At 69.1% G+C, this 21,243-nt stretch carries 18 protein-coding genes, 1 tRNA gene and 2 pseudogenes; 11 read left to right on the top strand and 10 right to left on the bottom strand.

Annotation, left to right across the window (positions count from 1 at the left end; translation table 11 throughout):
* Positions 1-131: 131 nt before the first annotated feature.
* The 3 genes from F8568_RS30065 to F8568_RS30075 form a co-directional block, all read right to left on the bottom strand.
* On the bottom strand, positions 132-1,214 hold the full coding sequence (locus F8568_RS30065) for a hypothetical protein (protein ID WP_151597071.1): 1,083 nt from the start codon (positions 1,212-1,214) through the stop codon (positions 132-134).
* A gap of 275 nt (positions 1,215-1,489) precedes the next feature.
* A complete protein-coding gene (locus tag F8568_RS30070) occupies positions 1,490-2,254 on the bottom strand; it encodes a crotonase/enoyl-CoA hydratase family protein (RefSeq protein WP_151597072.1) in 765 nt (254 codons plus the stop codon).
* An 8-nt stretch (positions 2,255-2,262) separates the two neighbouring features.
* Positions 2,263-3,036 (bottom strand): SDR family NAD(P)-dependent oxidoreductase, encoded by a 774-nt coding sequence (locus tag F8568_RS30075; RefSeq protein ID WP_151597073.1) that lies wholly within the window; start codon positions 3,034-3,036, stop codon positions 2,263-2,265.
* Between the two features lie 216 nt (positions 3,037-3,252).
* Between F8568_RS30075 and F8568_RS30080 the strand changes: the two genes are divergently transcribed.
* The 3 genes and pseudogenes from F8568_RS30080 to F8568_RS48770 all read left to right on the top strand — a co-directional run bounded on the left by F8568_RS30080 (position 3,253) and on the right by F8568_RS48770 (position 4,577).
* On the top strand, positions 3,253-4,050 hold the full coding sequence (locus F8568_RS30080) for an SDR family oxidoreductase (protein ID WP_407924495.1): 798 nt from the start codon (positions 3,253-3,255) through the stop codon (positions 4,048-4,050).
* Positions 4,051-4,057: 7 nt separating this feature from the next.
* A pseudogene (locus F8568_RS50675) lies at positions 4,058-4,204 on the top strand (DNA topoisomerase IB); the annotation flags it as partial.
* Between the two features lie 211 nt (positions 4,205-4,415).
* A complete protein-coding gene (locus F8568_RS48770; RefSeq protein ID WP_236009371.1) occupies positions 4,416-4,577 on the top strand; it encodes a hypothetical protein in 162 nt (53 codons plus the stop codon).
* A gap of 368 nt (positions 4,578-4,945) precedes the next feature.
* Here F8568_RS48770 and F8568_RS30090 read toward each other — a convergent pair whose 3' ends face one another.
* From F8568_RS30090 to F8568_RS30105, 5 genes are all read right to left on the bottom strand, one after another.
* Positions 4,946-5,716: a metallophosphoesterase family protein gene (locus tag F8568_RS30090; RefSeq protein ID WP_151597075.1), complete on the bottom strand. Its 771-nt coding sequence runs from the start codon at positions 5,714-5,716 to the stop codon at positions 4,946-4,948.
* Complete coding sequence (locus tag F8568_RS47095; protein WP_328601089.1) at positions 5,713-5,949, bottom strand: BON domain-containing protein; 237 nt, start codon at positions 5,947-5,949, stop codon at positions 5,713-5,715. The genes F8568_RS30090 and F8568_RS47095 overlap by 4 nt, the downstream gene beginning before the upstream one ends.
* Positions 5,946-6,587, bottom strand: coding sequence for a nucleotidyltransferase family protein (locus F8568_RS30095; protein ID WP_328601090.1), 642 nt, complete (start codon positions 6,585-6,587; stop codon positions 5,946-5,948). The genes F8568_RS47095 and F8568_RS30095 overlap by 4 nt, the downstream gene beginning before the upstream one ends.
* Positions 6,588-6,833: 246 nt before the next feature.
* On the bottom strand, positions 6,834-8,183 hold the full coding sequence (locus F8568_RS50680) for a glycoside hydrolase family 1 protein (protein ID WP_151597130.1): 1,350 nt from the start codon (positions 8,181-8,183) through the stop codon (positions 6,834-6,836).
* A 509-nt stretch (positions 8,184-8,692) separates the two neighbouring features.
* Positions 8,693-9,766: an alkene reductase gene (locus tag F8568_RS30105; RefSeq protein ID WP_151597076.1), complete on the bottom strand. Its 1,074-nt coding sequence runs from the start codon at positions 9,764-9,766 to the stop codon at positions 8,693-8,695.
* Between the two features lie 101 nt (positions 9,767-9,867).
* On the opposite strand from F8568_RS30105, the gene F8568_RS50685 reads away from it, so the two are divergent.
* Positions 9,868-12,501 (top strand): AAA family ATPase, encoded by a 2,634-nt coding sequence (locus F8568_RS50685; RefSeq protein WP_151597077.1) that lies wholly within the window; start codon positions 9,868-9,870, stop codon positions 12,499-12,501.
* Positions 12,502-12,636: 135 nt separating this feature from the next.
* On the opposite strand, the gene F8568_RS30115 is transcribed toward F8568_RS50685, so the two are convergent.
* Both F8568_RS30115 and F8568_RS30120 read right to left on the bottom strand, forming a co-directional pair.
* Positions 12,637-13,338, bottom strand: coding sequence for a dienelactone hydrolase family protein (locus F8568_RS30115; RefSeq protein WP_151597078.1), 702 nt, complete (start codon positions 13,336-13,338; stop codon positions 12,637-12,639).
* Between the two features lies 1 nt (position 13,339).
* On the bottom strand, positions 13,340-13,792 hold the full coding sequence (locus tag F8568_RS30120) for a PaaI family thioesterase (RefSeq protein ID WP_202125528.1): 453 nt from the start codon (positions 13,790-13,792) through the stop codon (positions 13,340-13,342).
* On the opposite strand from F8568_RS30120, the gene F8568_RS30125 reads away from it, so the two are divergent.
* The 7 genes and pseudogenes from F8568_RS30125 (at position 13,772) to F8568_RS30155 (ending at position 20,678) form a co-directional block, all read left to right on the top strand.
* Complete coding sequence (locus F8568_RS30125; protein ID WP_151597079.1) at positions 13,772-15,058, top strand: cytochrome P450; 1,287 nt, start codon at positions 13,772-13,774, stop codon at positions 15,056-15,058. The genes F8568_RS30120 and F8568_RS30125 overlap by 21 nt on opposite strands.
* A 43-nt stretch (positions 15,059-15,101) precedes the next feature.
* A tRNA-Lys gene (locus F8568_RS30130) sits at positions 15,102-15,177 on the top strand.
* A gap of 354 nt (positions 15,178-15,531) precedes the next feature.
* Positions 15,532-15,771 (top strand): annotated as a pseudogene (locus F8568_RS30135) (ACR3 family arsenite efflux transporter); the annotation flags it as partial.
* A 435-nt stretch (positions 15,772-16,206) separates the two neighbouring features.
* Positions 16,207-17,544, top strand: a complete 1,338-nt coding sequence (locus F8568_RS30140; protein WP_151597080.1) for a DUF4365 domain-containing protein — start codon at positions 16,207-16,209, stop codon at positions 17,542-17,544.
* Positions 17,541-18,971 carry an argonaute/piwi family protein gene (locus F8568_RS30145; RefSeq protein ID WP_151597081.1) on the top strand — a complete coding sequence of 477 codons (1,431 nt, stop codon included), beginning with the start codon at positions 17,541-17,543 and terminating at the stop codon, positions 18,969-18,971. The genes F8568_RS30140 and F8568_RS30145 overlap by 4 nt, the downstream gene beginning before the upstream one ends.
* A gap of 385 nt (positions 18,972-19,356) precedes the next feature.
* Positions 19,357-20,151 (top strand): restriction endonuclease, encoded by a 795-nt coding sequence (locus tag F8568_RS30150; RefSeq protein WP_328601095.1) that lies wholly within the window; start codon positions 19,357-19,359, stop codon positions 20,149-20,151.
* On the top strand, positions 20,148-20,678 hold the full coding sequence (locus F8568_RS30155; RefSeq protein ID WP_151597083.1) for a hypothetical protein: 531 nt from the start codon (positions 20,148-20,150) through the stop codon (positions 20,676-20,678). Before F8568_RS30150 ends, F8568_RS30155 begins: the two co-directional genes overlap by 4 nt.
* The last annotated feature ends 565 nt before the right edge of the window (positions 20,679-21,243 follow it).

The following is a 21,243-nucleotide window of genomic DNA, read 5'->3' on the forward strand; positions in this document are numbered from 1 at the left end:
TGGTTATGAGGCGCCTCATAACCACGACACGCCACAAGTCAACGACCGCGGCAGGCGAACGCCCGTCCCGGGGGGTGGACGGGACGGGCGTTCGGGCCCGGCCGCGGCTCAGGGGGCGCCGCGGCGCGGGGTCAGCTGTAGTACTCGACGAAGGGGACCTTCTTGTCGGGCTGCGTCGCGGTGCCGGCGCTGACGACCGCGGTGGTGCCGGGGCGGGCGTCGGCGTCGGACGCCTGGACGGTGCCGGTGCGGGCGGGCCCGTTGAGGGTCGTCCAGGACGTGCCGTTGTAGTGCATGTACTGGGTCCGGGTGCCGGTGGTGATCGGCAGCATGACCACGCCGCCCTTGCCGTCGGCCGACAGCCCGATGCCGGCCGTGTTCAGCGGCGTGTTGATCGTCTTCCAGGTCTTGCCGTCGTAGCGCAGGATCGCGTTGGTGATCTGGGCGTTCTGCCGGACGCGCAGCACGTACACGTTCGTCGGCGAGTTCGCCACGATCTTGTACAGAGTGCCCTGGTAGGCGGGGACGCCGAGGGAGCCCGGTACGGCGATCTGCTTCCACGCCGTGCCGTCGTAGTGCATCACCAGGCCGGTCACGGACGTACCGGTGGCGGACGTCGTCCCGGCCAGCCAGACGTCGTTCTTGGACTTCACGTCCACCGCGGTGATCGCGGACGAGGCGGGCAGCGGGACCTTCGCGTCCACCCAGGCGGTGCCCGTCCAGCGCAGGACGGCGCTGAGGCCGCCCGCGGTCGCGTCGATGCCCGCGAGGGAGTAGGCGGTGCCGTCCGGCGCGGCCGCGACCTGGCTCGGCAGGCCGACCAGCGGGTAGGTCACGCTGCTCCACGTGGTGCCGTTCCAGTACAGGCCGACGGTGCCGCCGAGGTTGTAGCCGATGATCCACGCCTTGCTCGCGCTCGCGACGGCGACGTCCGTCGGGGTGAACCCGACCGGGCTCGCCTGCGCGACCCACGCCGACCCGTTCCACTTGGCGATCTTCGCCTGAGGGCTGAAGAACGAGCCGGCGGCGCCGACGGCCCAGCCGGCGTTCGTCGCGCCGAAGTCGACGTGGTCGAGGCTGCCGTTGTAGTTCAGCCCGGCGCCGCCGACGTTCTTCCACCCGGCGGCGGCCTGGGCGGGCGCGGCGGCGAGGGCGAGCGTTCCGGCACCGCAGGCGATGGCCAGGGCCGCGGCGGATACCGCGTTCCGTCCCATAGAAGCTCCCAAGATCAGTTCAAGCGCACGGCAAAGAGTACGGGAAGACTTACTTCCGAGTAAGAGGGACTTTCCAGGCGGCCGGAACAGGCCGCTTCCGTCCCGCGCACCCCACCGGTCCCGGGAACGGCGAACGCCCGGAGCCGTTGCGGCCCCGGGCGTCCGGCACGCCGCGGGCGGTGACCGGAGCGCGTCCCTCCGGTCACCGCCCGCGGATCACCGACGGAAGGCGATCGCCGCGACAGCGGTCACTCCGAGGCGGTCACCGAAGGCGGTCACTCGCCCTTCCAGTTCGGCTTGCGCTTCTCGGCGAAGGCCGCCGGGCCCTCCTGCGCGTCCTTGGAGGTGAAGACCGGCAGCGTGATGTCCTGCTGCTTCTTCCACGCCTCGGCGGACGACCAGTCGGCGGACTCGACGATGACCTTCTTGGTCGCGGCGAGCGCCAGCGGGGCGTTCTCCGCGACCTTCAGGGCCAGCTCCTTGGCCGCGGCGAGCGCGCCGCCCGGCTCGGCGAGCCGGTTGACGAACCCGAGCTCGGCCATCCGCTCCGCCGGGTACTTGTCGCCGGTCAGGGCGATCTCCATGGCGATGTGGAACGGGATGCGCTGCGGCAGCCGCAGCAGCCCGCCGCCCGCGGCGACCAGGCCGCGCTTCGGCTCGGGCAGCCCGAACTGCGCGTCCCGGGACGCCACGATCATGTCGCAGGACAGCGCGACCTCGCAGCCGCCGGCCAGCGCGTAGCCCTCCACCGCGGCGATCAGCGGCTTGGCCGCCGGGCGCTCGGTGATGCCGGCGAACCCGCGGCCCTCCACGGTCGGGTTGTCGCCCGTGAGGAAGCCCTTGAGGTCCATGCCGGAGCAGAACGTGCCGCCGGCGCCGGTCAGGACGCCGATGGACAGGTCCTTGCGGGAGTCCAGCTCGTCCAGCGCCGCCGCGATCCCCTTCGCCACCTCGCCGTTGACCGCGTTGCGGGCCTCCGGCCGGTTGATGGTGATGACGAGGACGGCGCCGTCTTCTTCGGTGAGAACAGCGTCGGTCATTCAGTGCCTCACTTCGGCTGGAAGCGGATGCCACCGTCGAAACGGATGGTCTCGCCGTTCATGTAGTCGTTCTCGATGAGGGACTTGACCAGGTGCGCGAACTCCGACGCCTTGCCCATCCGCTTCGGAAACGGCACCGGCGCGGACAGCTTGGCCTTGAACGCGTCGGCGGCCTCGCCCTCGCCGTAGATGGGGGTGTCGATGATGCCGGGGCAGATGGTGTTGACGCGGACGCCGATCGCGGCGAGGTCGCGGGCGGCCGGCAGCGTCATGCCGATGATGCCGCCCTTGGAGGCCGAGTAGGCGATCTGCCCGGTCTGGCCCTCGATGCCGGCGATGGACGCGGTGTTGATCACCACGCCGCGGGCGCCGTCGGCGTCGGCGGGCTCGGTCTTGGCGATCGCCGCGGCGCCGATCCGCATCAGGTTGAAGGTGCCGATCAGGTTGACCCGGATGACGGTCTCGTAGGACGCCAGGTCGTGCGGGGAGCCGTCGCGGCCGACGGTGCGCGAGGCCCAGCCGATGCCGGCGCTGTTGACGATGACGCGCAGCGGGGCGCCGGTGTCGACGGCGGCCTGGACGGCGGCCTGCACCTGCTCCTCGCTGGAGACGTCGGTCTTGACGAAGACGCCGCCGACCTCGTCGGCGACCTTCTTGCCCTTGTCCTCGTTCATGTCGGCGACGACGACCTTGGCGCCTTCGGCGGCCAGCGCGCGCACGGTGGCCTCACCGAGGCCGCTCGCGCCACCGGATACGACGGCGGAAACTCCGTTCAGGTCCATAAGCAGCACCTTACGTGAGGGACCGAATGTGGTTCGGGATGATGTTACCCAGACGTCATCCCGGTGTTCTGCTCACACCCCGGCGGATTGCCCGGGCGCGATGTTACTCGGGAGTCACAATACGGCGAGCGTTTGCCGCAGGACGCCCCGGGCACCCGTCGGTGCATGACCGAACCTCCGGCACAGAGCCAGTCCTACCCAGGCCACACGGGGGACATGACGCCCGAACCGCGCGACGAGATGCGCGGGTACACCGGCAGCGGCCTCCTCGACGGCAAGCTCGCGCTGATCACCGGCGGCGACTCGGGCATCGGCCGCGCGGTGTCCGTGGCGTTCGCCAAGGAGGGCGCCGACGTCGCCCTCACCTACCTCGACGAGGACGACGACGCCCGGCGCACCAAGGCCCTCGTCGAGGCCGAAGGCCGCCGCTGCTTCACCTTCGGCGGCGACCACGCCGAGGAACGGCACTGCCGCGAGACCGTCGAGCACGCCGTCCGCAATCTCGGCGGACTCGACGTCCTCGTCCTGCACCACGGCACGCAGACCCCGGTCAAGGACGTCCGCGAGATCGACGACGCCCAGCTCCAGCGGACGTTCGCCGTCAACGTGTACGCGCTGTTCTGGACCGTCCAGGAGGCCCTCGACCACATGGGGCCCGGCTCGTCCATCGTCTTCACCGGGTCCATCAACGGGCTGCGCGGCAACAAGACGCTGATCGACTACGCCGCCGGCAAGGCCGCCGCGATGACCTTCGCCACCTCCCTCGCGCAGAACCTCATGGACCGCGAGATCCGCGTCAACTGCGTCGCCCCCGGACCCGTCTGGACGCCGCTGATCCCCGCCACCTTCGACGCCGAGCGCGTGGAAGGCTTCGGCGGCCAGGCCCCGATGGGCCGCCCCGCCGATCCCGACGAGATCGCCCCCTCCTACGTCTTCTTCGCCGCGAACCGGCAGTCGTCCTACTACACCGGCCAGACGCTGGTGCCCGCCGGCGGCGAGATCCACCCCGGCTGAGACGCCCATGGAGTTCCAGCGCAGCGACCCCTCCGAACCCGGCTTCGCGCGGCGCAGGTGCGGCAAGGGCTTCACCTACCTCGGCCCGGACGGCCGCCCCCTGTCCGACCCCGCCGAGCGCGAGCGGATCCGCGCCCTGGTCATCCCGCCCGCCTGGCAGGACGTGTGGATCTGCCCGGACGCCGACGGCCACATCCAGGCGATGGGCACCGACGCCGCCGGGCGCCGCCAGTACCTGTACCACGAGGCGTGGCGCGAGCAGCGCGACCGCGAGAAGCACGACCACGTCCTTGAGCCTGACGGCGGCCGACAGCACGCGCTCGCGGCGGTAGCAGGTCGCCGCCTACCTCGGCAACACCCCGGCCGTGGCGCGCGTCTCCTACATCGACCCGCGCATCATCTCCCTCTACGAGTCCGGCCGGACGATCGCCCCGGTTCTTACCAAACTCGGCGTGGACGCCTCCCCCGGCGAACTGGCCACCCAGGGCCCGGTCGAACAAGCCGTCATCGACCTCCTGCAACCCTGACCCCGAACACCCACCGTCTCCAGACGACCACCGGACTAAGTAACGATCACCAGCCCAGAACGCCCCCGCCTTCGAACGACCACCAGCCCCAGGCCGCCACCGGACTTTGAAACGATCACCAGCCCGGGGACAGCCACCAGACCCCAGACGACCACCGGCCCGGACGACCACCGAGCCCAAGCGGCCACCGGTCCCCAGGACGGCCACCAGACCCCGAACGATCACCAAGGCCCCAGACGACCACCGGCCCTGAAACGATCATTCAGCCTCAGGCGGCCACCCACCCCAATGATCATCAGACTGCGGACGATCACTAGACCTCCGGGCGCTCACCAGGTCTCGGGACGGGCATCGGCCCCCGGCGGGGGTCACCAGGCGGAGACGCGCTCCTCGGCGCGTCCGGCGCCCGCTGCTCCGGCCGTCTCCGGGATCTCCAGGTAGTACAGGGCGTAGGCGTGCTGGATCACCGGCAGCGCGACGTTGCGCACCCGGACACCGCCCTGCGTCATCCCCTTCTCCGTCCCCTTGTGGGCGTGCCCGTGGATCGCCAGGGCCGGCGCCGCCGCGTCGATCGCCTCCCCCATCAGGTAGCTGCCGAGGAACGGGTAGATCTCCGGCGGCTCGCCCTCGAGCGTGTCCTCGGCGGGCGAGTAGTGCGTCAGGCTCACCCGCACGTCCGCGTCCAGTTCCAGCAGCGCGGTGCCGAGCCGGTCGGCGAACGACTTGGTGTGCCGGATGAACGCCTTCATCTCCGGCTCGCCGAAGTCGCTCGCGCACTTCCCTTCGAACCCGCCGCCGAACCCCTTGCCGCCCGCCACGCCGAGCCGCGCCCCGTCGCAGTCGACGACCGTCCCGTCCCCCTCCAGCACGATCGCCCCCGCCTCGCGCAGGACGTCGGCGATCTCCTCCTCGTGGTCGGAGTGGTAGTCGTGGTTGCCGAGCACCGCAATTACCGGCACGCCGAGATTCCGGAGCTCGCCCGCCGCGACCCGGCCCTCCTCGACCGTCCCGTGCCTGGTCAGGTCGCCCGCGACGAGGAACACGTCCGCCTGCCGGGCCAGCTGCCCGAGCCGTCCCCGGTACGCCCCGGCCATGTCGGCCCCGACGTGCAGGTCCCCGGCCGCCGCCACACGGATCATGACAGCCACTCCTCCCCCTCGGGCTCCGGCACCGCGACGACGTGCACCTCGTTGCAGATCTCGTGCCCCTCCGCCGCCGCCCGGGCGGCCTCCTCGACCTCCCGGCGCTGGTCCTCGCTGGCGACCTCGCCGCGCAGATGCACCACGTTCCCGCGCACGTCGACGCGGATGCCCAGCTCGTGCGCGCGCGAGGCGAGCGTCTCCTGGATGTGCGCCGGCAGGTACTCGGTCACGGCACGCTCCCTTCGATGACGCCGAGCCGGGACAGCAGGGTCAGGAAGGCGTACGCGTAGGGCGACTTCGCCGTCTCCTCGGCCACGTACGGCCAGTCGACCTGCTCCCGCAGCGCCCGGCTGACATGCAGGAACCCGCTGAAGTCGCATGCCGTCTCGCTGAACGCCAGCAACCGCATGATCACCAGTTCCGTGGCGGGCAGCACCGGCATGTACACCGCGCCGACCGCCATCTCCGTGGCCCGTCCGAGGAGGGCGCCGTCCACGGGACGGCCCGACGGCGTGTGGATCAGGTCGATGAGGTGCTCGCCGTCGCACACCTTGGCGAGCCAGTTCTCCGGGCTGTCCATGTGCCCCATGCCGGCTCCGGCGAGCGCGGTGAGCGCGTCGTCGACGTCCCGCTCCCGCACCACGAAGTCCACATCGTGCGTGGACACGGCGGCGCCGTGCGCGTACGCCGCGAACCCGCCCGCCAGCGCGTACTCGACCCCGGCGTCGCGCAGCGCGGCGGCGGCCCGCTTGAGGCTCAGGAGCAGGCCGTCCCCGGCACCGCCCGGGCCCGGCGATCCGCTGCCCCGGACCACTCCGAGGTTCGGCACGCTGCCCGCGCGCCTCGTCCCGGCCTGCACATCCCCCACACGAACCCCTGTTTCCTAGCGCTCACCGCGCCGGTACCCCGGAAACCCCAGCTCATGCCACATCCCAGCCGCAGCCGCGCCGCGTCCCCGACCGCATTCCGTCACCACGGTCGGCGCCCCGGGCGCGCGACAGACGGCGGGCGACGGACGGCGGGCGACGGGACGACAGGCGACGGGACGACAGGCGACGGGCAGGGAGCCGGCGGTCGGCATCGCCCTTCGCGACAGCGCGGCTCGGTGTCCGGGTCAGCGGGCTGGGGCCCGGTAGGTGGCGGGCGGGGTCGGGGTCGTGCCGAAGCAGGTGGCGACCGGGTCCTCGACGGAGCACCAGCCCGGCCGGCGGACCGGCACGTATCCGGCCGGGACGCCCCGGCCGGCGATGATCGAGCGATACGTCGCGACGGCGTCGGTCGGCCGGCGGCTCAGGGACGGATCGGTCAGCGCGTCCACCGTGTAGAGGCCGAAGCGCGGCTCGTAGCTGCCCCATTCGTAGTTGTCGGTGAGGCTCCAGTAGTTGTAGCCCATCACCTCGACGCCGTCGGCCATCGCCCGCTGCACCCAGTAAATGTGGTCGCGGAGATGGTCGCTCCGCGTGTAGCCGTCGGGGCGGGGCTTGCCGTTGTCGGTGGACATGCCGTTCTCGACGACGTAAACGGGCAGTTTCGGCAGCCGCCGCTGGTAGCTCTTGAGGACGTAGTACAGCCCCTCCGGCTCCGGGTCGATCTTCCAGAACTCGCCGGTCAGCGAGTAGCCGGCGGTCAGGTTCTGGGCGTTGGCGCCGTAGTAGTAGTCGATGCCGAGGAAGTCGAGCTTGTCGGTGACGTCGTTGAAGAGCGCGGCGTCGAAGATGCCGTTCAGCGCCGTCCCGTAGGCGACGTTCGTGGAGACGGGAGCGCCCGGGTCGAGCTTGTGGATCATGTCGTAGGCGGCGCGGTGGGTCCTGGTGAGCGCGGTCCGCATGGCGGCGAGCTGCCCGAGGTTCATCGGCCGCATGGTCAGCTCTTTGTACATGTAGGCGCTGGCCTCGTTGAACGTGATCCAGATGACGCCCTGGTGCTTGTAGCGGTGGACGATGAACCGGGCGTTGCGCAGCCAGTCCGCCTGCGTCTCCGGGGCGTCCCAGGCGCCCTGATCTGCGACCCATCCGGGGTACACCCAGTGGTCCAGCGTGATCATCGGCCGCATGCCGGCGGCGCGGATCCGCCGGACGAGGTCGTCGTAGTAGGCGATCGCCTTGGGATCGCGGACGCCCCGCTTCGGCTCGATCCTGGCCCACTCGATCGAGGTGCGGAACACCTTCACGCCGAGCTTGCGCGCGAGGTCGATGTCGCCCGGGTAGCGGTGCAGGAAGTCGACGGACTTCTTGTACGGGTCGCTGATGCCGGGCGCCTTCCGCTCTATGTAGCGCGTCCAGTTGCTGTCGGGGAACGAGCCCTCGCCCTGGAAGCCGGACGTGGCGACGCCCCAGAGGAAGTCCCGGGGGAACTTGGCGGTCGTCGGGGCCTTCGCGGTGGACGGCACAGGGCCGGTACGGGCGCGGGCGGCGGGTGAGGCGGTCACCGTGACGGCGGCCGCGAGGGCGAGAGCGGGGAGCACGCGCGCGAGACGCGTTCTGCCGGACCTGCGGAACACGGGACTCCCTCCGGGCACCGGACATGAATCTCTTTCGGACTACAGGCCCGGGAGGGGCCGCAGTCAATCCCCACTCCATGGCCGGATCCGGCAACGCAGCGTCCCCGATCCGCCACACGGTGGAGGGAAGTGACGCAACTAACACCTTCACCGCCATTGATCTATCCCCTTCTAGCAAGCGGAAACCGCCTTCGGATCCCGCGACCGCTCCAGTCGACCAGCCCCGCCCGAACAACGGAACCAGAACCGTGTTCTGTGGATAACTCCGCCGTGAGACGCCCGTCCAGAACGGGGAATCGTCCGGCCCGGCTACTAAGCCGAACATGGACGGACGCACACGCCGGGGCGCAAGCCCAAGCGCGCGCACAGGCGAGGGCCCCGCACCGGTCGACACCGGCGCGGGGCCCTCGGCCTGAGGCCCGTTCGGACCAGGCTTGTCCAGACCCAAGCGTGCCCTTGCGAGGCAGATCCCTTCAGGACAGGGCGGGGTAATCGGTGTAGCCGCCGTGGTCGCCTCCGTAGAAGGTGGCAGGGTCGGCCTCGTTGTAGGGACCGCCGGCCTTGATGCGGGCGGGGAGGTCCGGGTTGGCGAGCCACAGTGCCCCGAACGCGATCGCGTCCGCGACACCCTCCCTCAGCGCCTCCACGCCGTCCTCCGGCGTCGACGGGAAGGACTCGGGCGACGGGTGCGGATTGAGGATGAGCGTGCCGGGCCAGGCGGCACGGATGCGGCGCGTGCGCTCCCGGTCGCCCAGCTCCAAGATGTGCAGGTAGGCGAGCCCCAGCGGCGCCAGTGCCTCCACTAGTGCGGCGTACAGGTCGTCGGTGTCGCTCTCACTGACGCCGTTGGCGTCGCTACCGGGCGACACCCGGAACCCGACGCGTTCCGGTCCGATCGCGTCCGCGACGGCCTTCGCCACTTCCACGCCGAAGCGGATGCGGTTCTCGACGCTGCCGCCGTACGCGTCGGTCCGCCGGTTGCTGCCGTCCCCCAGGAACTGATGGATGAGGTAGCCGTTGGCGCCGTGCAGCTCCACTCCGTCGAACCCGGCGGCGACGGCATTGCGTGCCGCGGCGGCGAAGTCCGCCACGGCCTCGGCGATGTCGTCCAGGGTCATCTCACGGGGCTCGGGGTGGTCGAGCATGCCGTCCGGCGTCCACATCTTCTCGCCCGTGGCGATCGGGGACGGCCCCATGGGCAGCCCGCCGTCCGGATAGAGCGAGGGGTGCCCGACGCGTCCCGCGTGCATGAGCTGCGCGAAGATGACGCTGCCTTCCGCATGAACGGCTTCGGTGACCGCCCGCCACGCCTCCACTTGCTCGTCGCTGTGCAGCCCTGGTGTCCAGACATAGCCCTGCCCGCGCACGCTCGGCTGCGTCCCCTCGGTGACGATGAGGCCCGCGCCGGCCCGCTGCGCGTAGTACTCAACGTGCAGGGCCGTCACCTTGCCGTCGTGGACGGCTCTGCTGCGCGTCATCGGGGCCATCACCAGACGGTTGGACAGCTCCAGCTTCCCGGCCGACAGCTTCTCGAACAGTACGTCCATGACGTCCTCCAAGTGGCGTTCTCACTGGTGAAGAAGCTACGAGCGGGCCGCTGCACGGCGAATCAGTAAGGTTTCGGTAGTACGCCCCGTACTTTGGATTCGTGCTTTACGGGCGGAACGACGAACAGGCGCGGATCTCCTCGCTGCTCGCAGGCGCGCGCGACGAGGGGCGCAGCGGTGCGCTGCTCCTGCGCGGCGAGGCGGGCATCGGCAAGTCGGCGCTGCTTGAGCACGCCGCGGAACTGGCTTCGGGTGACGCCGGGGCGCGCGTCCTGCGGGTCACCGGCATCGAGGTGGAGTCGGGCATCGCGTTCGCCGGGATCAACCAGCTGCTGTGGCCCGTCCGCGACCGCCTGGCGGGCCTTCCCGGACCGCAGGCCGCGGCTCTGAACGCCGCACTGAGCGGTTACGGGCCGTTCGGTGACGTCCCGGCCGGCCGGGACCGGTTCACGACCGGCCTCGGCGTCCTGACGCTGCTGGCCGACCTCGCCGAGGACGGCCCGGTGCTCTGCCTGGTCGACGACGCCCAGTGGCTCGACGGCGCGACGGCCGAGGCGCTGCTGTTCGCCGCCCGGCGGCTCGCGGCCGAGGCGGTGGTGATGCTGTTCGCCGCGCGGGACGACGCGTTCACCGGCACCGGCCTCCCCGAGCTGCCGCTGCGGCGGCTGGGGCGCGACGACGCCGTGCGGTTCCTCGTCGAGCACGGTGTGTCGCGGGACGCGCGGGATCGGATCGTGCACGACGCGGACGGCAACCCGCTGGCGCTGCGCGAGTTCGGCATGACCGGGGACCGGCTGCCGGACGGGCCCCGCCCGCTGCCCGTCGCCGATCGCGTCGTCGCGCGGTTCCAGAGACGGATCGACGAACTTCCCGACAAGACCCGCCTGATGCTGCTCATAGCGGCGGCCGAAGGACGCGGATACATGCCGAGCCTGCTGGGCGCCGCGCGCGAATTGGGGGTCGGCCTAGAGGACTTGGTACACGCGGAACGGGACGGGCTGGTTGAGGTGAGCGGACGTTCCATCGCCTTCCGCCACCCCCTCATCAGAGCAGCCGTTTACCAAGGCGCTGTAGCGGCATGCCGCATCTCCGTGCATCAGGCATTGGCGTCGTCCTCAGAGGACGGCGATTGCCGCGCGCGGCACCGTGCATCGGCGGCTCTCGGGCCGGACGAGGACGTCGCAGTGGATCTGCAGGCCGCCGCAGAGCGCGCGCGGAAACGCACCGGCTACGTCACTGCGGCGAGGCTCTACCAGCAGGCGGCGGACCTCACGCCCGCCCGTGACGCACGGGCCGCACGGTTGCGCGCCGCAGCCGACATGATGCTCCAGGCGGGACGTCCGGACGAGGCGGAAGACCTCGCGTCCACAGCGGGCACGCTCACCGACGACTCCGCTGAGCTCGCCAGGCTCGGCCGTGTGCGCGCGGTGGTGGAGTACGAACGCGGTAACAGGCCCGCGGCCGCGCGCATGATGGTGGAGCACGCCGCCTATGCGGAGCCAGACGACAAAGCCGCGATGCTGCGAACGGGCGCCTCGTACGCCTGGGTTTCCGGAGAGACTCCGGCGCTGCTGCGCGCCGCCGAAGCGCTGCCGGACGACGCGGTGGTCCGCGGCCTGGCGCACCTCGCCGGGGACGACCTGACACACGGGGTCCCGCTGCTCGCCGGGCTGGTCGCGGTGGCGCGCGCGGCCACCCCGGAGCCGGCCGGGGCCGCCGGCCTGGACGAGGCCGCGGGGCTCGCGCTGATCCTCGGCGACGACGAGGCGGCGCTGGAACTGGCCGCCGCCGAGGCCGCGCGCTGCCGGCTGAACGGCCTGATCGGAGCGCTGCCGGGCGTGCTGCGGACGCAGGCGCAGGCACAGGTCGCGACGGGCCTGCACGCGGACGCGGAGGCCACACTGATCGAGGCGATCTCGCTGGCCTGCGACACGGGCCTGCCCAGCGGCGACTGGCGGCTCTCGGCGGTGTTCGCCCGCGTGGCCGCGGTGGAGGGCGACGAGTCGCGGCTGCACGAGATGCCGGAGCGGACCGATGAGGCGCTCGGCCTCCTCGAACTCGGCCTCGGACGCTACGACGACGCGCTCCGCCACCTCGAGGCCGTGCACCACCGCTACAGCGCGGACGCCATGCTCGCCGTGGCGGACCTCGTAGAGGCGGCCGTGCGCGCCGCACAGCCCGAACGGGCGCGCGCGCCGTTCGACCGGTTCCGTACCTGGGCCGATGCCGTGCAGCAGCCGTGGGCATCCGCCATCGCGCTGCGGTGCGAGGGGTTGTTGGACGACAGCGAAGAAGCGTACGCACAGGCCGTCCGCCTGCACGAAAAGGCAACGCGCCCCTTCGAGAAGGCCCGCACGGAACTCCTCTACGGGGAGTGGCTACGCCGCGCACGCCGCCGCTCGGACGCCCGTACACCGCTTCGCTCCGCGATGGAGGTCTTCGACCGGCTCCGCGCCAAGCCCTGGTCGGACCGCGCGCGCGCCGAACTGCGCGCGACCGGTGAGTCGGGCTCCGCGTCGGAGCCCACCGCGCCCGTGCTGCTCGACCGCCTCACCCCGCAGGAACTCCAGGTCGTCCGGCTCGCCGCCGAGGGCATCAGCAGCCGCGAGATCGCCGCGCAACTGTTCCTCAGCCGCCGGACGGTCGAGTACCACCTGTACAAGGCTTATCCCAAGCTCGGCATCTCCTCCCGCAAGGAACTGTCCCGCCTCACTCTGGAACCCTCCACCACATGACCGCACCCGCCCCGGCACGCTCGCACGCCGCGATGCGCGTGGCGCCCATTGGCGCATAGTTCGCGGGCGACCCGGCGGAGGCCGCCGACCAGGCGGCCTTGTCCGCCGGGGTGACACCCCCTTGACTGCGCCGTTTCAGGAGGCGGGCAGGTGGCGGTGGAGGAAGTCCTCCGTGAGCCGCCACGCCCGGTCCGCGGGCTCCGGCTGGTAGAACATCGGCGCCTTCCGGTTGTGGAAGGCGTGTCCGCCGTCCTCCTGGACGTGGATCTCCATCCGGTCCCGTCCGGCGACGGCGCGCTCCACCGCCGCGACGTCCTCTCTCGGGATGTAGTCGTCGGACCCGCCGAAGTGGAACTGCAACGGCGACCGCACCGCGTCCAGCGCCCCCAGCGCACCTGGAACACCGCTGCCGTAGAAAGAGACCACGGCGTCCGCCTCGGCCCGCGCGGCGAGCAGGTACGCCAGCGTCCCGCCGAAGCAGAACCCGAGCACGCCGACCCGACCGTCCACCTCGGGCAGGCCCTTGAGCGCCCCTAGCGCGGCCTCCACGTCGTCCTGGCCCTTGTCCCAGTCGAACTGCGACACCATGGACATTCCCTTGGGCAGGGCCTCCTCGGTGTGCTTCGTCGTCCAGTTCGGCTCGATCCGCCAGAACATGTCCGGGGCGGCCACCACGTAGCCCATGGCCGTCAGGTCGCCCGCGACGGCCTCCATGTAATCGCCCACGCCGAAGATCTCCTGGATGAGCAGGATCCCCGGCCCGCGCCCGCTCTCGGGCGTCCACACGTGCAGCCGGAACTCGCCGTCCGGCACCTGCACCGTCTCGGTTCTCGTCATATCACCCGATGATCGCGTAAACGGCACTGGCCTGCGCAACGGTCGCGTCGTTCGCCGTCATCACGATGTCGGCGAACGCCAGCGTCCGCCCCAGCTTGCCGAGCTTCACCGTCACCGACACGTCCGTCCCCACCACGGGCCGCATGAACGCCGTGTTGAGCTGGACCGTCGTCATCGGCACAAAGCCGCCCTTGGCCCCCGCCACAGCGATGACCACGGCCGTGTCCGCGGCGGCCATGAGCGCCTGCCCCGACATGGCGCCGCCCTCCCGCGCCAGCCGATCCGACCACGGCAACCGCAGCACCGCGGTCCCGTCCCCCACCTCCTCTACGACGAGCCCCAGTTCCAATACCCAGGGCGCGAAGTTGTCACGAAGGATCCCAGCAGCGTCCTCAGGCTTCACCGTCACACCGTCATGATGCACGCTGTGGGCATGCACGAGGAGATCTTCCATCCCGCCACCTATGCCGCCGGCGTCCCCTACGGCGTGTTCCGGAAGCTGCGCGCCGAATCCCCGGTCGCCTGGATCCCCGAACCCGCCGTCGGCACCTGGCCCGCCGGCACCGGCTACTGGGCGGTCTTCTCGCACGCCGACGTGAAACACGTTCTGCGCTCCCCCGAACTGTTCTCGTCCCATCTCGGCGCCACCCAGATCCGCGACCCCGACACGCCCGAGGACCTCGCGTTCGTCCGCGCGATGATGCTCAACCAGGACCCGCCCGACCACTCCCGCCTGCGCCGCATCGTCGCCGCCGCCTTCACCCCCCGCGCGGTACGCGCCCTGGAGGAAACGATCGACGAACGCGCCCGCGCCCTCATCGCCTCGGCCCTCCACAAGGAGACCGACTTCGTCGAACTGGCCGCCGACCTGCCCGTATGGACGCTCGCGCACATCATGGGCGTGCCCGACGAGGACCGCCGGCTCCTGTACGACTGGGCGTCCCGCGTCATCGGCTACCAGGACGACGAGTACGCCGGCCTCTCCACCGCGGACGCCGCGTCCATGAGCCCCATGGCCCAGAAGGCCATGCAGTACCGCCCCACCTCGTTCACCCACCCCGACGGCCGCCCCGTCAACCCGCGCTCCTACACCGCGCTCGCCGACATGTTCGCCTACGCCCACGCGCTCGCGGCCGTCAAGAAGGAGAACCCGACCGCCGACATCATGTCCCGCATGCTCGAGGGCGGCCTCACCGACCACGAGTTCGAGAACATGTTCTTCCTCTTCGCCGTCGCCGGGAACGAGACGCTCCGCAACAGCATCCCCGGCGGCCTGCTCACCCTCCTCGACCACCCGTCCGAACTCGCCCGCCTGCGCGCCGACCCGTCCCTCCTGCCCACCGCCGTGGACGAGATGCTCCGCTACTGGCCGCCCGTCATGGACTTCCGCCGCACCGCCACCCGCGACGTCACCCTCTCCGGCCAGAAGATCGAAGCCGGTCAGAAGGTCGTCGTCTACCACGCGTCCGCCAACCGCGACGAGACCGTCTTCCCCGACCCGGACCGCTTCGACGTCTCCCGCACCCCCAACGACCACGTCAGCTTCGGCTTCGGCCCCCACTTCTGCCTCGGCGCCCACCTGGCCCGCACCCAGATGCGCGCCGTCTTCCGCGAACTGCTCCCCCTCCGCATCGAACGCACCGGCCCCGCCGTCCGCCTCGCCTCCAACTTCCAGAACGGCCTCAAGCACCTCCCGGTCCGCCTAACCCCCGCCCGGTAACCCCGTCGCGAACCCCACCCCGCTCTCGGTACGCTTGCTGGACGGGTCGCTAGCTCAATTGGCAGAGCTCCGGACTTTTAATCCGTAGGTTGTGGGTTCGAGTCCCACGCGACCCACCACCCCTGACCAGGGCAAACGTGAATTTGCCCAGCTTGTCCAGCGCCCGACCTGTCCCAGTTTGTCCCCGTGGCAGCTCGGTGGCGGCTCGGCGGCTCGATCCGGGCCCTGCATCGGCGCTGGTAGCACCCCGAACCCCGGGTACTCGTCGCCCGCTCAAGCCGGTTATGTCACCCCACAGAACCAGCGGCCAGGGCCGCCAGAGCAGTCAGCACTACTCTTCCGCAGGCGCGAATCCGCAGGCTCGCATCCAGGCGCAGGCGACTGAGGTGCCACGCCCCGCCTCGCCGCCGAGAGGGTAATCGGGCCATGCTGATCGCGCTTCACGGCACCGCCTTCGTGAGGCCGGGTTCAGTCGGGCCTCCGGGGTAATCGTCAGGCTCGCCCGCTGCATCACCATGGTCATCATCTGGAACGACCTGGCCTGCGGCGACTGCGAAGCCGCCGCCGTCCTGGTCGCCCTCAACTCGGTGTTCTAGGTCGTCGCGTTCGACATGCTCGGCTGGTTCTACCTGCAGATCCTGCCGGGCTGGCGCGGCCTGGACACAAGCCGTCTGGACATCTCCACCGGCAAGATCATGGTCAACGTACTGGTGCACGATCCTCGCGATGGCTCCTGGCCGCCTGGACGGCTGCCCGCGTTGCGTAGAGGTGGCCGTCCAGGCCAGTGTCCAGCCAGGTGACCGGTTGCATGGACGCCACGGAAAGCCCCTGCTTCGGTAGCCGAATCGGGACTCAACGATCAGTCATGGATTGCTGCCCTGGCTGTCCGCGTGATCAGCACCAACGAAACGGCGGGTTCCGCCGATCCTGAGCAGACAACACTGGCTCCGTCCCAGCAGCCGCGCTCACCGCTGACGGAAGCGCAATCACATCCGCCCCGGAGACCAGTAGCCAGCTCGTCTGGACTTCCTGCTTTGTCAGACCAACGGCGTAACATTCGGGGTCAGCGCGACAGGGGGCGGGATGTCGAATCCGAACTCGGCTCAGAAGCATAGGACACGTGGTCCAGACTCGCCGGCGAGGCGCGGGTGAAGAAGATCGGTTTGGGATCGCACATCGGTGACAGCGGGGTTGCGCTCATCCACCAGATGGTCAACCGGATGGGTTTCGTGTGGCACGAGCGCACCGGAACCCTTGATGCGGGGATCGACGGAGAGATCGAGCTGCGCGACCCGTCGACAGGGGAGGTCGCCAACAGGGTGATCTTCGTCCAGAGCAAGGCAAGCGACCGCCCCTTCCCCGGAGAGAACGACCAGAGCTTCCACTACCTCTGCAAACAAGCTGACATCGACTACTGGATGAGCGCCGACAATCCCGTCCTGCTGATCTGCTCTCACCCGCAAACCGGCGAAGCGTGGTGGATGCACATCCAAAGCTGGTTCGCCGACCCGAGCCATCGCGCCTCAGGGCGCATCGACTTCGACAAGCGCACGCAGAGTTTCGACCACAGCACATCCCACCGGCTGCTCAACCTCGCCGATCCGCACGGCCACGCCCACGTTGCAGTGGCCGACGACCGACAGGAGAGCCTGACCAGCAATCTCCTCAAGGTCACCATCCCCGCGCTCCTCTATCGCGCTCGGACCACTATCACCGATCCTCGCGAGGTGATCACCCAGCAGCAGGAGAGCGGCACCGCGGACCTGCGACGCGACTTCATCCTGCGACGCGGATACCTCCATAGCTGGCTGCCCCCGCAGGAGACCACGCTCGGCCATGTCACCAGAGGCGCCACCGACGCGATCGAGACGGCGGAATGGGCCAGTGATCCCAACCGGCAGCGCTGGCTCGTGCAACTCCTCAACTACGCCCTGCAACGCGACGTGAACGTCGACTGCGACTGGCACAACGGGCGCAAGATCGTCTACTTTCGGGCCACCGCCGATCTCAGGCAGCGCCAGATCCGCGGCGCGAGCGGGCGAGCGCGATCGGTGTTTCACCCCAAGTTCAAGAAGAACAAGCCAGAGGAGATCAGCTACTGCAAACACGCCGCCCTGGAATGGAAATTCCTCCAGTTTGGCGGCGAATGGTACTGCGCGCTGAGCCCGACTTTCCACTACACCCGTGACGGCTACCGCGACTCGCTGTTCCTGTCGGAGTATCTGACCGGCATCAAACAACTCGACCGCAACCCTGCTGTCTGCGGCCACACCCGTATGTGGGCGACGTACCTCAAGGGTGATGAAGGAGTCCTCGTTCCCCGCGAGACGATCTTGACCTATGGCAACCTGCTGGACTTCACCGCCAACCGGGCCATCGACGATGCCTCATGGTTGGCTGACACCCGCGAGACTGACACCGACGACTCGGCCAGCAAGGAATCTCCTGATGCCGACGAGCTGGCATTGTTCGAGGTGAAGCAGTGAAGCTGACCGTCCTGGACGAGCCACCGCTGGAGTTCAGCGGCGGTGCCCGCCACATAGACCCGCGTCACGGCATCACCGACTACGGGCCCGCAGACGCCGCCAACACCGCTGTGCGTACCATCCGCGTCGGCATCGTCGGTGCTCCCGCGTCCATCCAAGGCCTGCGCCGCTGGTTGGATGGCTCCCGTCGCCCCATCGCCGCCAAGGACAGCCGCCTCGGGCGGCTATTCGTCCCTTTCCCCGGCTTCGACACCAGCACGGGCTTTCGCTCCACACTCGTGTGGGACTCGCGGCTGGAACGGCCAATCCGCGACCGTGATCTCAAGCACCTGGCCAACCTGCCGCCCCAAGCCGCGGTCAAGGCCGCCGTGGATCTCTACGCTGCGGAACTCGACGTTCTCGACGAAGAGCCCGGTTGTGACGTCGTCCTCATCGCCCGGCCCGAGCATCTCCCCGAACGGCCCGTACCCGAGGTTGATCCAGAGGCCCCCTGGAAGAAAGCACCGCCCGCTGAACCGGTTGACGACTTCCGCGCCCTCCTCAAAGCGGCAGCCATGCGCTACAGCCGCCCCATCCAGCTCATCCGACGCACCACCTGGGACTCCTCCTACGTGCCGCCCGGCAAAGAAAAGCCGCGTCTTCAGGACGAAGCCACACGGGCATGGAACCTGCACACCGCCCTCTACTACAAGGCCGGCGGCGTACCCTGGCGCCTACCACGCAAATCCACCGACCTCGACAGCTGCTATGTCGGCGTCACCTTCTACCGCAGCAGCAACCACACCACCCTGGAAACCAGCGTCGCCCAGGTCTTCAACCAGCGCGGCGACGGCGTCATCGTACGCGGAGCCCCCGCCAAGGTCTCCCACCACGACAAACAACCCCATCTCAACGAGAACGACGCCCACACCCTCCTATCCGACGCACTCGGCCGCTACCGCAAGGAGCATCGCCACCTGCCCGCCCGCGTCGTACTGCACAAGACCTCCTCATACACACCTGAGGAGATCGCCGGATTCCGCGCGGCTGCCGACACTGCGGACATCGACATCATTGAGCTGATCTGGTTCCCCGGCCACGACCCGGTACGGCTGTTCCGGCTCGCCACGCATCCGCCCCTACGGGGCACCCTGCTCAGCCTAGACGCGAGCCAGCACGTCCTCTACACCCGAGGCAGTGTCCCCTTCTACGGGACCTATCCCGGCATGTACATCCCGACGCCCCTGCCATTCCGCATGATCCAGACCGAGTCCAGCCCGGAATACTTGGCCGAAGAGTTGCTCGCACTCACCAAGATGAACTGGAATCAGACCCAACTCGACGGACGAGAGCCGATCACCCTGCGCACCGCAGATCGAGTCGGGCAGATTCTTCGCCATCTCCATCCGCGAGACCGCCCACAAGGCCGCTATGCCTTCTACATGTGAGATCAACACTCGCACCACTGTTCAACGCTCGCGACTCCCGACCAGATAATATTCTGGTGGGATGCGACCGGAATTCGCTGCACCGTCGAAGCGCCTGGATTTCTCCATGTTAAGACGGGTAACTCGGAATGATAAACTATCGGGGCCGTCACTGTTGATATCTGCACTACGCCACATTCATCCCGGCAGCGGCGCTGATCGCTCTCGTGGCCGGGCCTGAAGAAGACTCGATAACGCAGCGAAATCGAGATCGCGGCTCGGCCCCGGCGGAGGAGAGGATGATACGCCTGTGAGCGGCAATGAACCTTCTTTTAGGATCCACTCCCGCCCCCCTCTCGTCTTCCTTTCCGCAGGTTTGGGCACAGACGTTCGGCCAGTGTCGTTGATGCTCGGCGGCGGCGGGTTCCAGCCGTTGCAGTGGACCGAACTGCCCGAAGGGGGAATGGCCCGCGGCCTGGCCTCCACGCTGAGCAGATGCACCGCCTTGGTCGCGGTTGTCGACCGGCCACAGGTGGGGTCTGCGGTCATCCTAGAGATCGGCGCGGCCCTGGGGCGGGGCCTGCCGGTGGTCATCCTGGCGACGAACGCCGATGCCGCCACGGGTATCGGACCGGTGATCCAAGACCTGCCGACAATCGTGGTCAAAGGTGATCACGAGGCAGCTGGTACCCGCCTAATCGAGACCCTCCACGCGCTGATCGAGGCGCAATCGGCTGATCCCGGCACCGGTCTCAGATCGGTCCCTGTTATCCAGAGCGGATCCACCTTCACTGCCGGTGTCACCTTTGAGACGAAGGTCGCCAGCATCTTGGAGGAGCAGGGAGCGCGAGTCCTCCCCGAGAGGCTCGATCAGACGCCAGACACCGGGTATGACCTAGCGGTCTGGGTCGACGGGCTTCCCCACCCCAGCCTGAACCCGGTACTAATCCAGGTTAAACGACAACTTAAAACCGGCAGAGGCAACGACAGCATGGCCTTTGCCAAGAAACGCCTCCAAGCGACACTAGCCGCCCACAAGTGCGTCCTTGGACTAATCGTCGTCAACGGTTCACAGGAGCCCGACTGGAGCATCAGCTCGGGGTCTGCGATCGCAACGATTGGAGCCGAGACCCTTGCACGGATCAACCTCGCCGCGCTTCTCAACAGCGGGCGCAACCGATGGGTGCACCAGGCCGGATGACCGCCTACGATCTGGCGCGTATCCAGCGAGAGCTCGCGGGAATGGATAACGCCGCGAACACCACCGCCAAGGGCAACAATCTCCAGCACTTGACCGACTACCTGCTCAGCCAGATCCCAGGCGTCACCATTCGGGCCAAGAACATTCTCGACCACACCCGGAGCGATGAGAAAGACCTCTGGATCCGCCATTCGGGTGTGTGCAGTCTCCCGTTTTCCGACCTGTACCTGCCGGTGGAGTGCAAGAACGAGCAGCGATCCACCTCCGCGAGCGAGATCCGTGACTTCGCCGCCAAGATCCGTTACAGCTCGGGGACCGACGGGCTGCTGGTTACCCGGACAGGGCTGAGCGGCACCCCGGGAAACCGGGCGCATGACGCGATCCATCTGGAGCTCGCCAATCAGGTCCGGATTACAGTGATCACCTGCGCTGACCTCGACAAGCTTACAGATACTGACGACCTCGTCGAGCTTCTGAACGAACGCTTCTTCGAACTGAGGTCGAACAAGACATACGTCACTATCTGAACCGGCCCATGCTTCGGGAACTACCGTCGGGCCGAGATCATGTGGCGGCCATCAGGTCGGTGCGGGCGATCGGTGTTCACGGCGAAGGCTATGGAAGTCGTGAGGCTTCTGGAGCGCAACTGCGAACGTATTCATCGCTACGCGCGGCGTGCCTGGTTGTGGCGGAATGGGCGCCATCGGCAGCCAGGAACGATGATGAACGGCCGACCTCCCACGCCGTGTCGGCGCGATCCGCTGGAGCCTGATGAACCGTGGCGTATCAAGCCACGTGTCAGCCACCGCCGGCAACGCGATCGCCGACGGGCGGCGCCTGCGATCACCGGCATGATCGCCGTTGCGGGGTTGGCGGCGATGTTTCAGCTCGGTCACTGGTCGGGTGGTCGAGCATCGTCGGGTTCGGCCCACCAGGCGAGCGCGAGGACTCATTCGACGGCCCCGCTGGCGCCGGACGCCGAGGCACGGCGTCATGTGACGGCTTCCTCGGTTCCCCGCACCCCGCCATCCGTCTCGGCACGATAGCGGGCATCTCCCTGGACGGTCGGCGGCCGGCCCACCGACCCTGGAG

Source organism: Actinomadura physcomitrii (genome assembly GCF_008923205.2).
Lineage (GTDB): Bacteria > Actinomycetota > Actinomycetes > Streptosporangiales > Streptosporangiaceae > Spirillospora > Spirillospora physcomitrii.

Coding starts and splice junctions, on each gene's coding strand:
- F8568_RS30090 (WP_151597075.1), bottom strand. CDS start 5,716: ATGATCCGTGTGGCGGCGGCCGGGGACCTGCACGTCGGGGCCGACATG.
- F8568_RS30150 (WP_328601095.1), top strand. CDS start 19,357: ATGCTCGGCGGCGGCGGGTTCCAGCCGTTGCAGTGGACCGAACTGCCC.
- F8568_RS30115 (WP_151597078.1), bottom strand. CDS start 13,338: ATGACGAGAACCGAGACGGTGCAGGTGCCGGACGGCGAGTTCCGGCTG.
- F8568_RS30080 (WP_407924495.1), top strand. CDS start 3,253: ATGACGCCCGAACCGCGCGACGAGATGCGCGGGTACACCGGCAGCGGC.
- F8568_RS30155 (WP_151597083.1), top strand. CDS start 20,148: ATGACCGCCTACGATCTGGCGCGTATCCAGCGAGAGCTCGCGGGAATG.
- F8568_RS30120 (WP_202125528.1), bottom strand. CDS start 13,792: ATGGAAGATCTCCTCGTGCATGCCCACAGCGTGCATCATGACGGTGTG.
- F8568_RS30070 (WP_151597072.1), bottom strand. CDS start 2,254: ATGACCGACGCTGTTCTCACCGAAGAAGACGGCGCCGTCCTCGTCATC.
- F8568_RS30065 (WP_151597071.1), bottom strand. CDS start 1,214: ATGGGACGGAACGCGGTATCCGCCGCGGCCCTGGCCATCGCCTGCGGT.
- F8568_RS30125 (WP_151597079.1), top strand. CDS start 13,772: ATGCACGAGGAGATCTTCCATCCCGCCACCTATGCCGCCGGCGTCCCC.
- F8568_RS30105 (WP_151597076.1), bottom strand. CDS start 9,766: ATGGACGTACTGTTCGAGAAGCTGTCGGCCGGGAAGCTGGAGCTGTCC.
- F8568_RS30075 (WP_151597073.1), bottom strand. CDS start 3,036: ATGGACCTGAACGGAGTTTCCGCCGTCGTATCCGGTGGCGCGAGCGGC.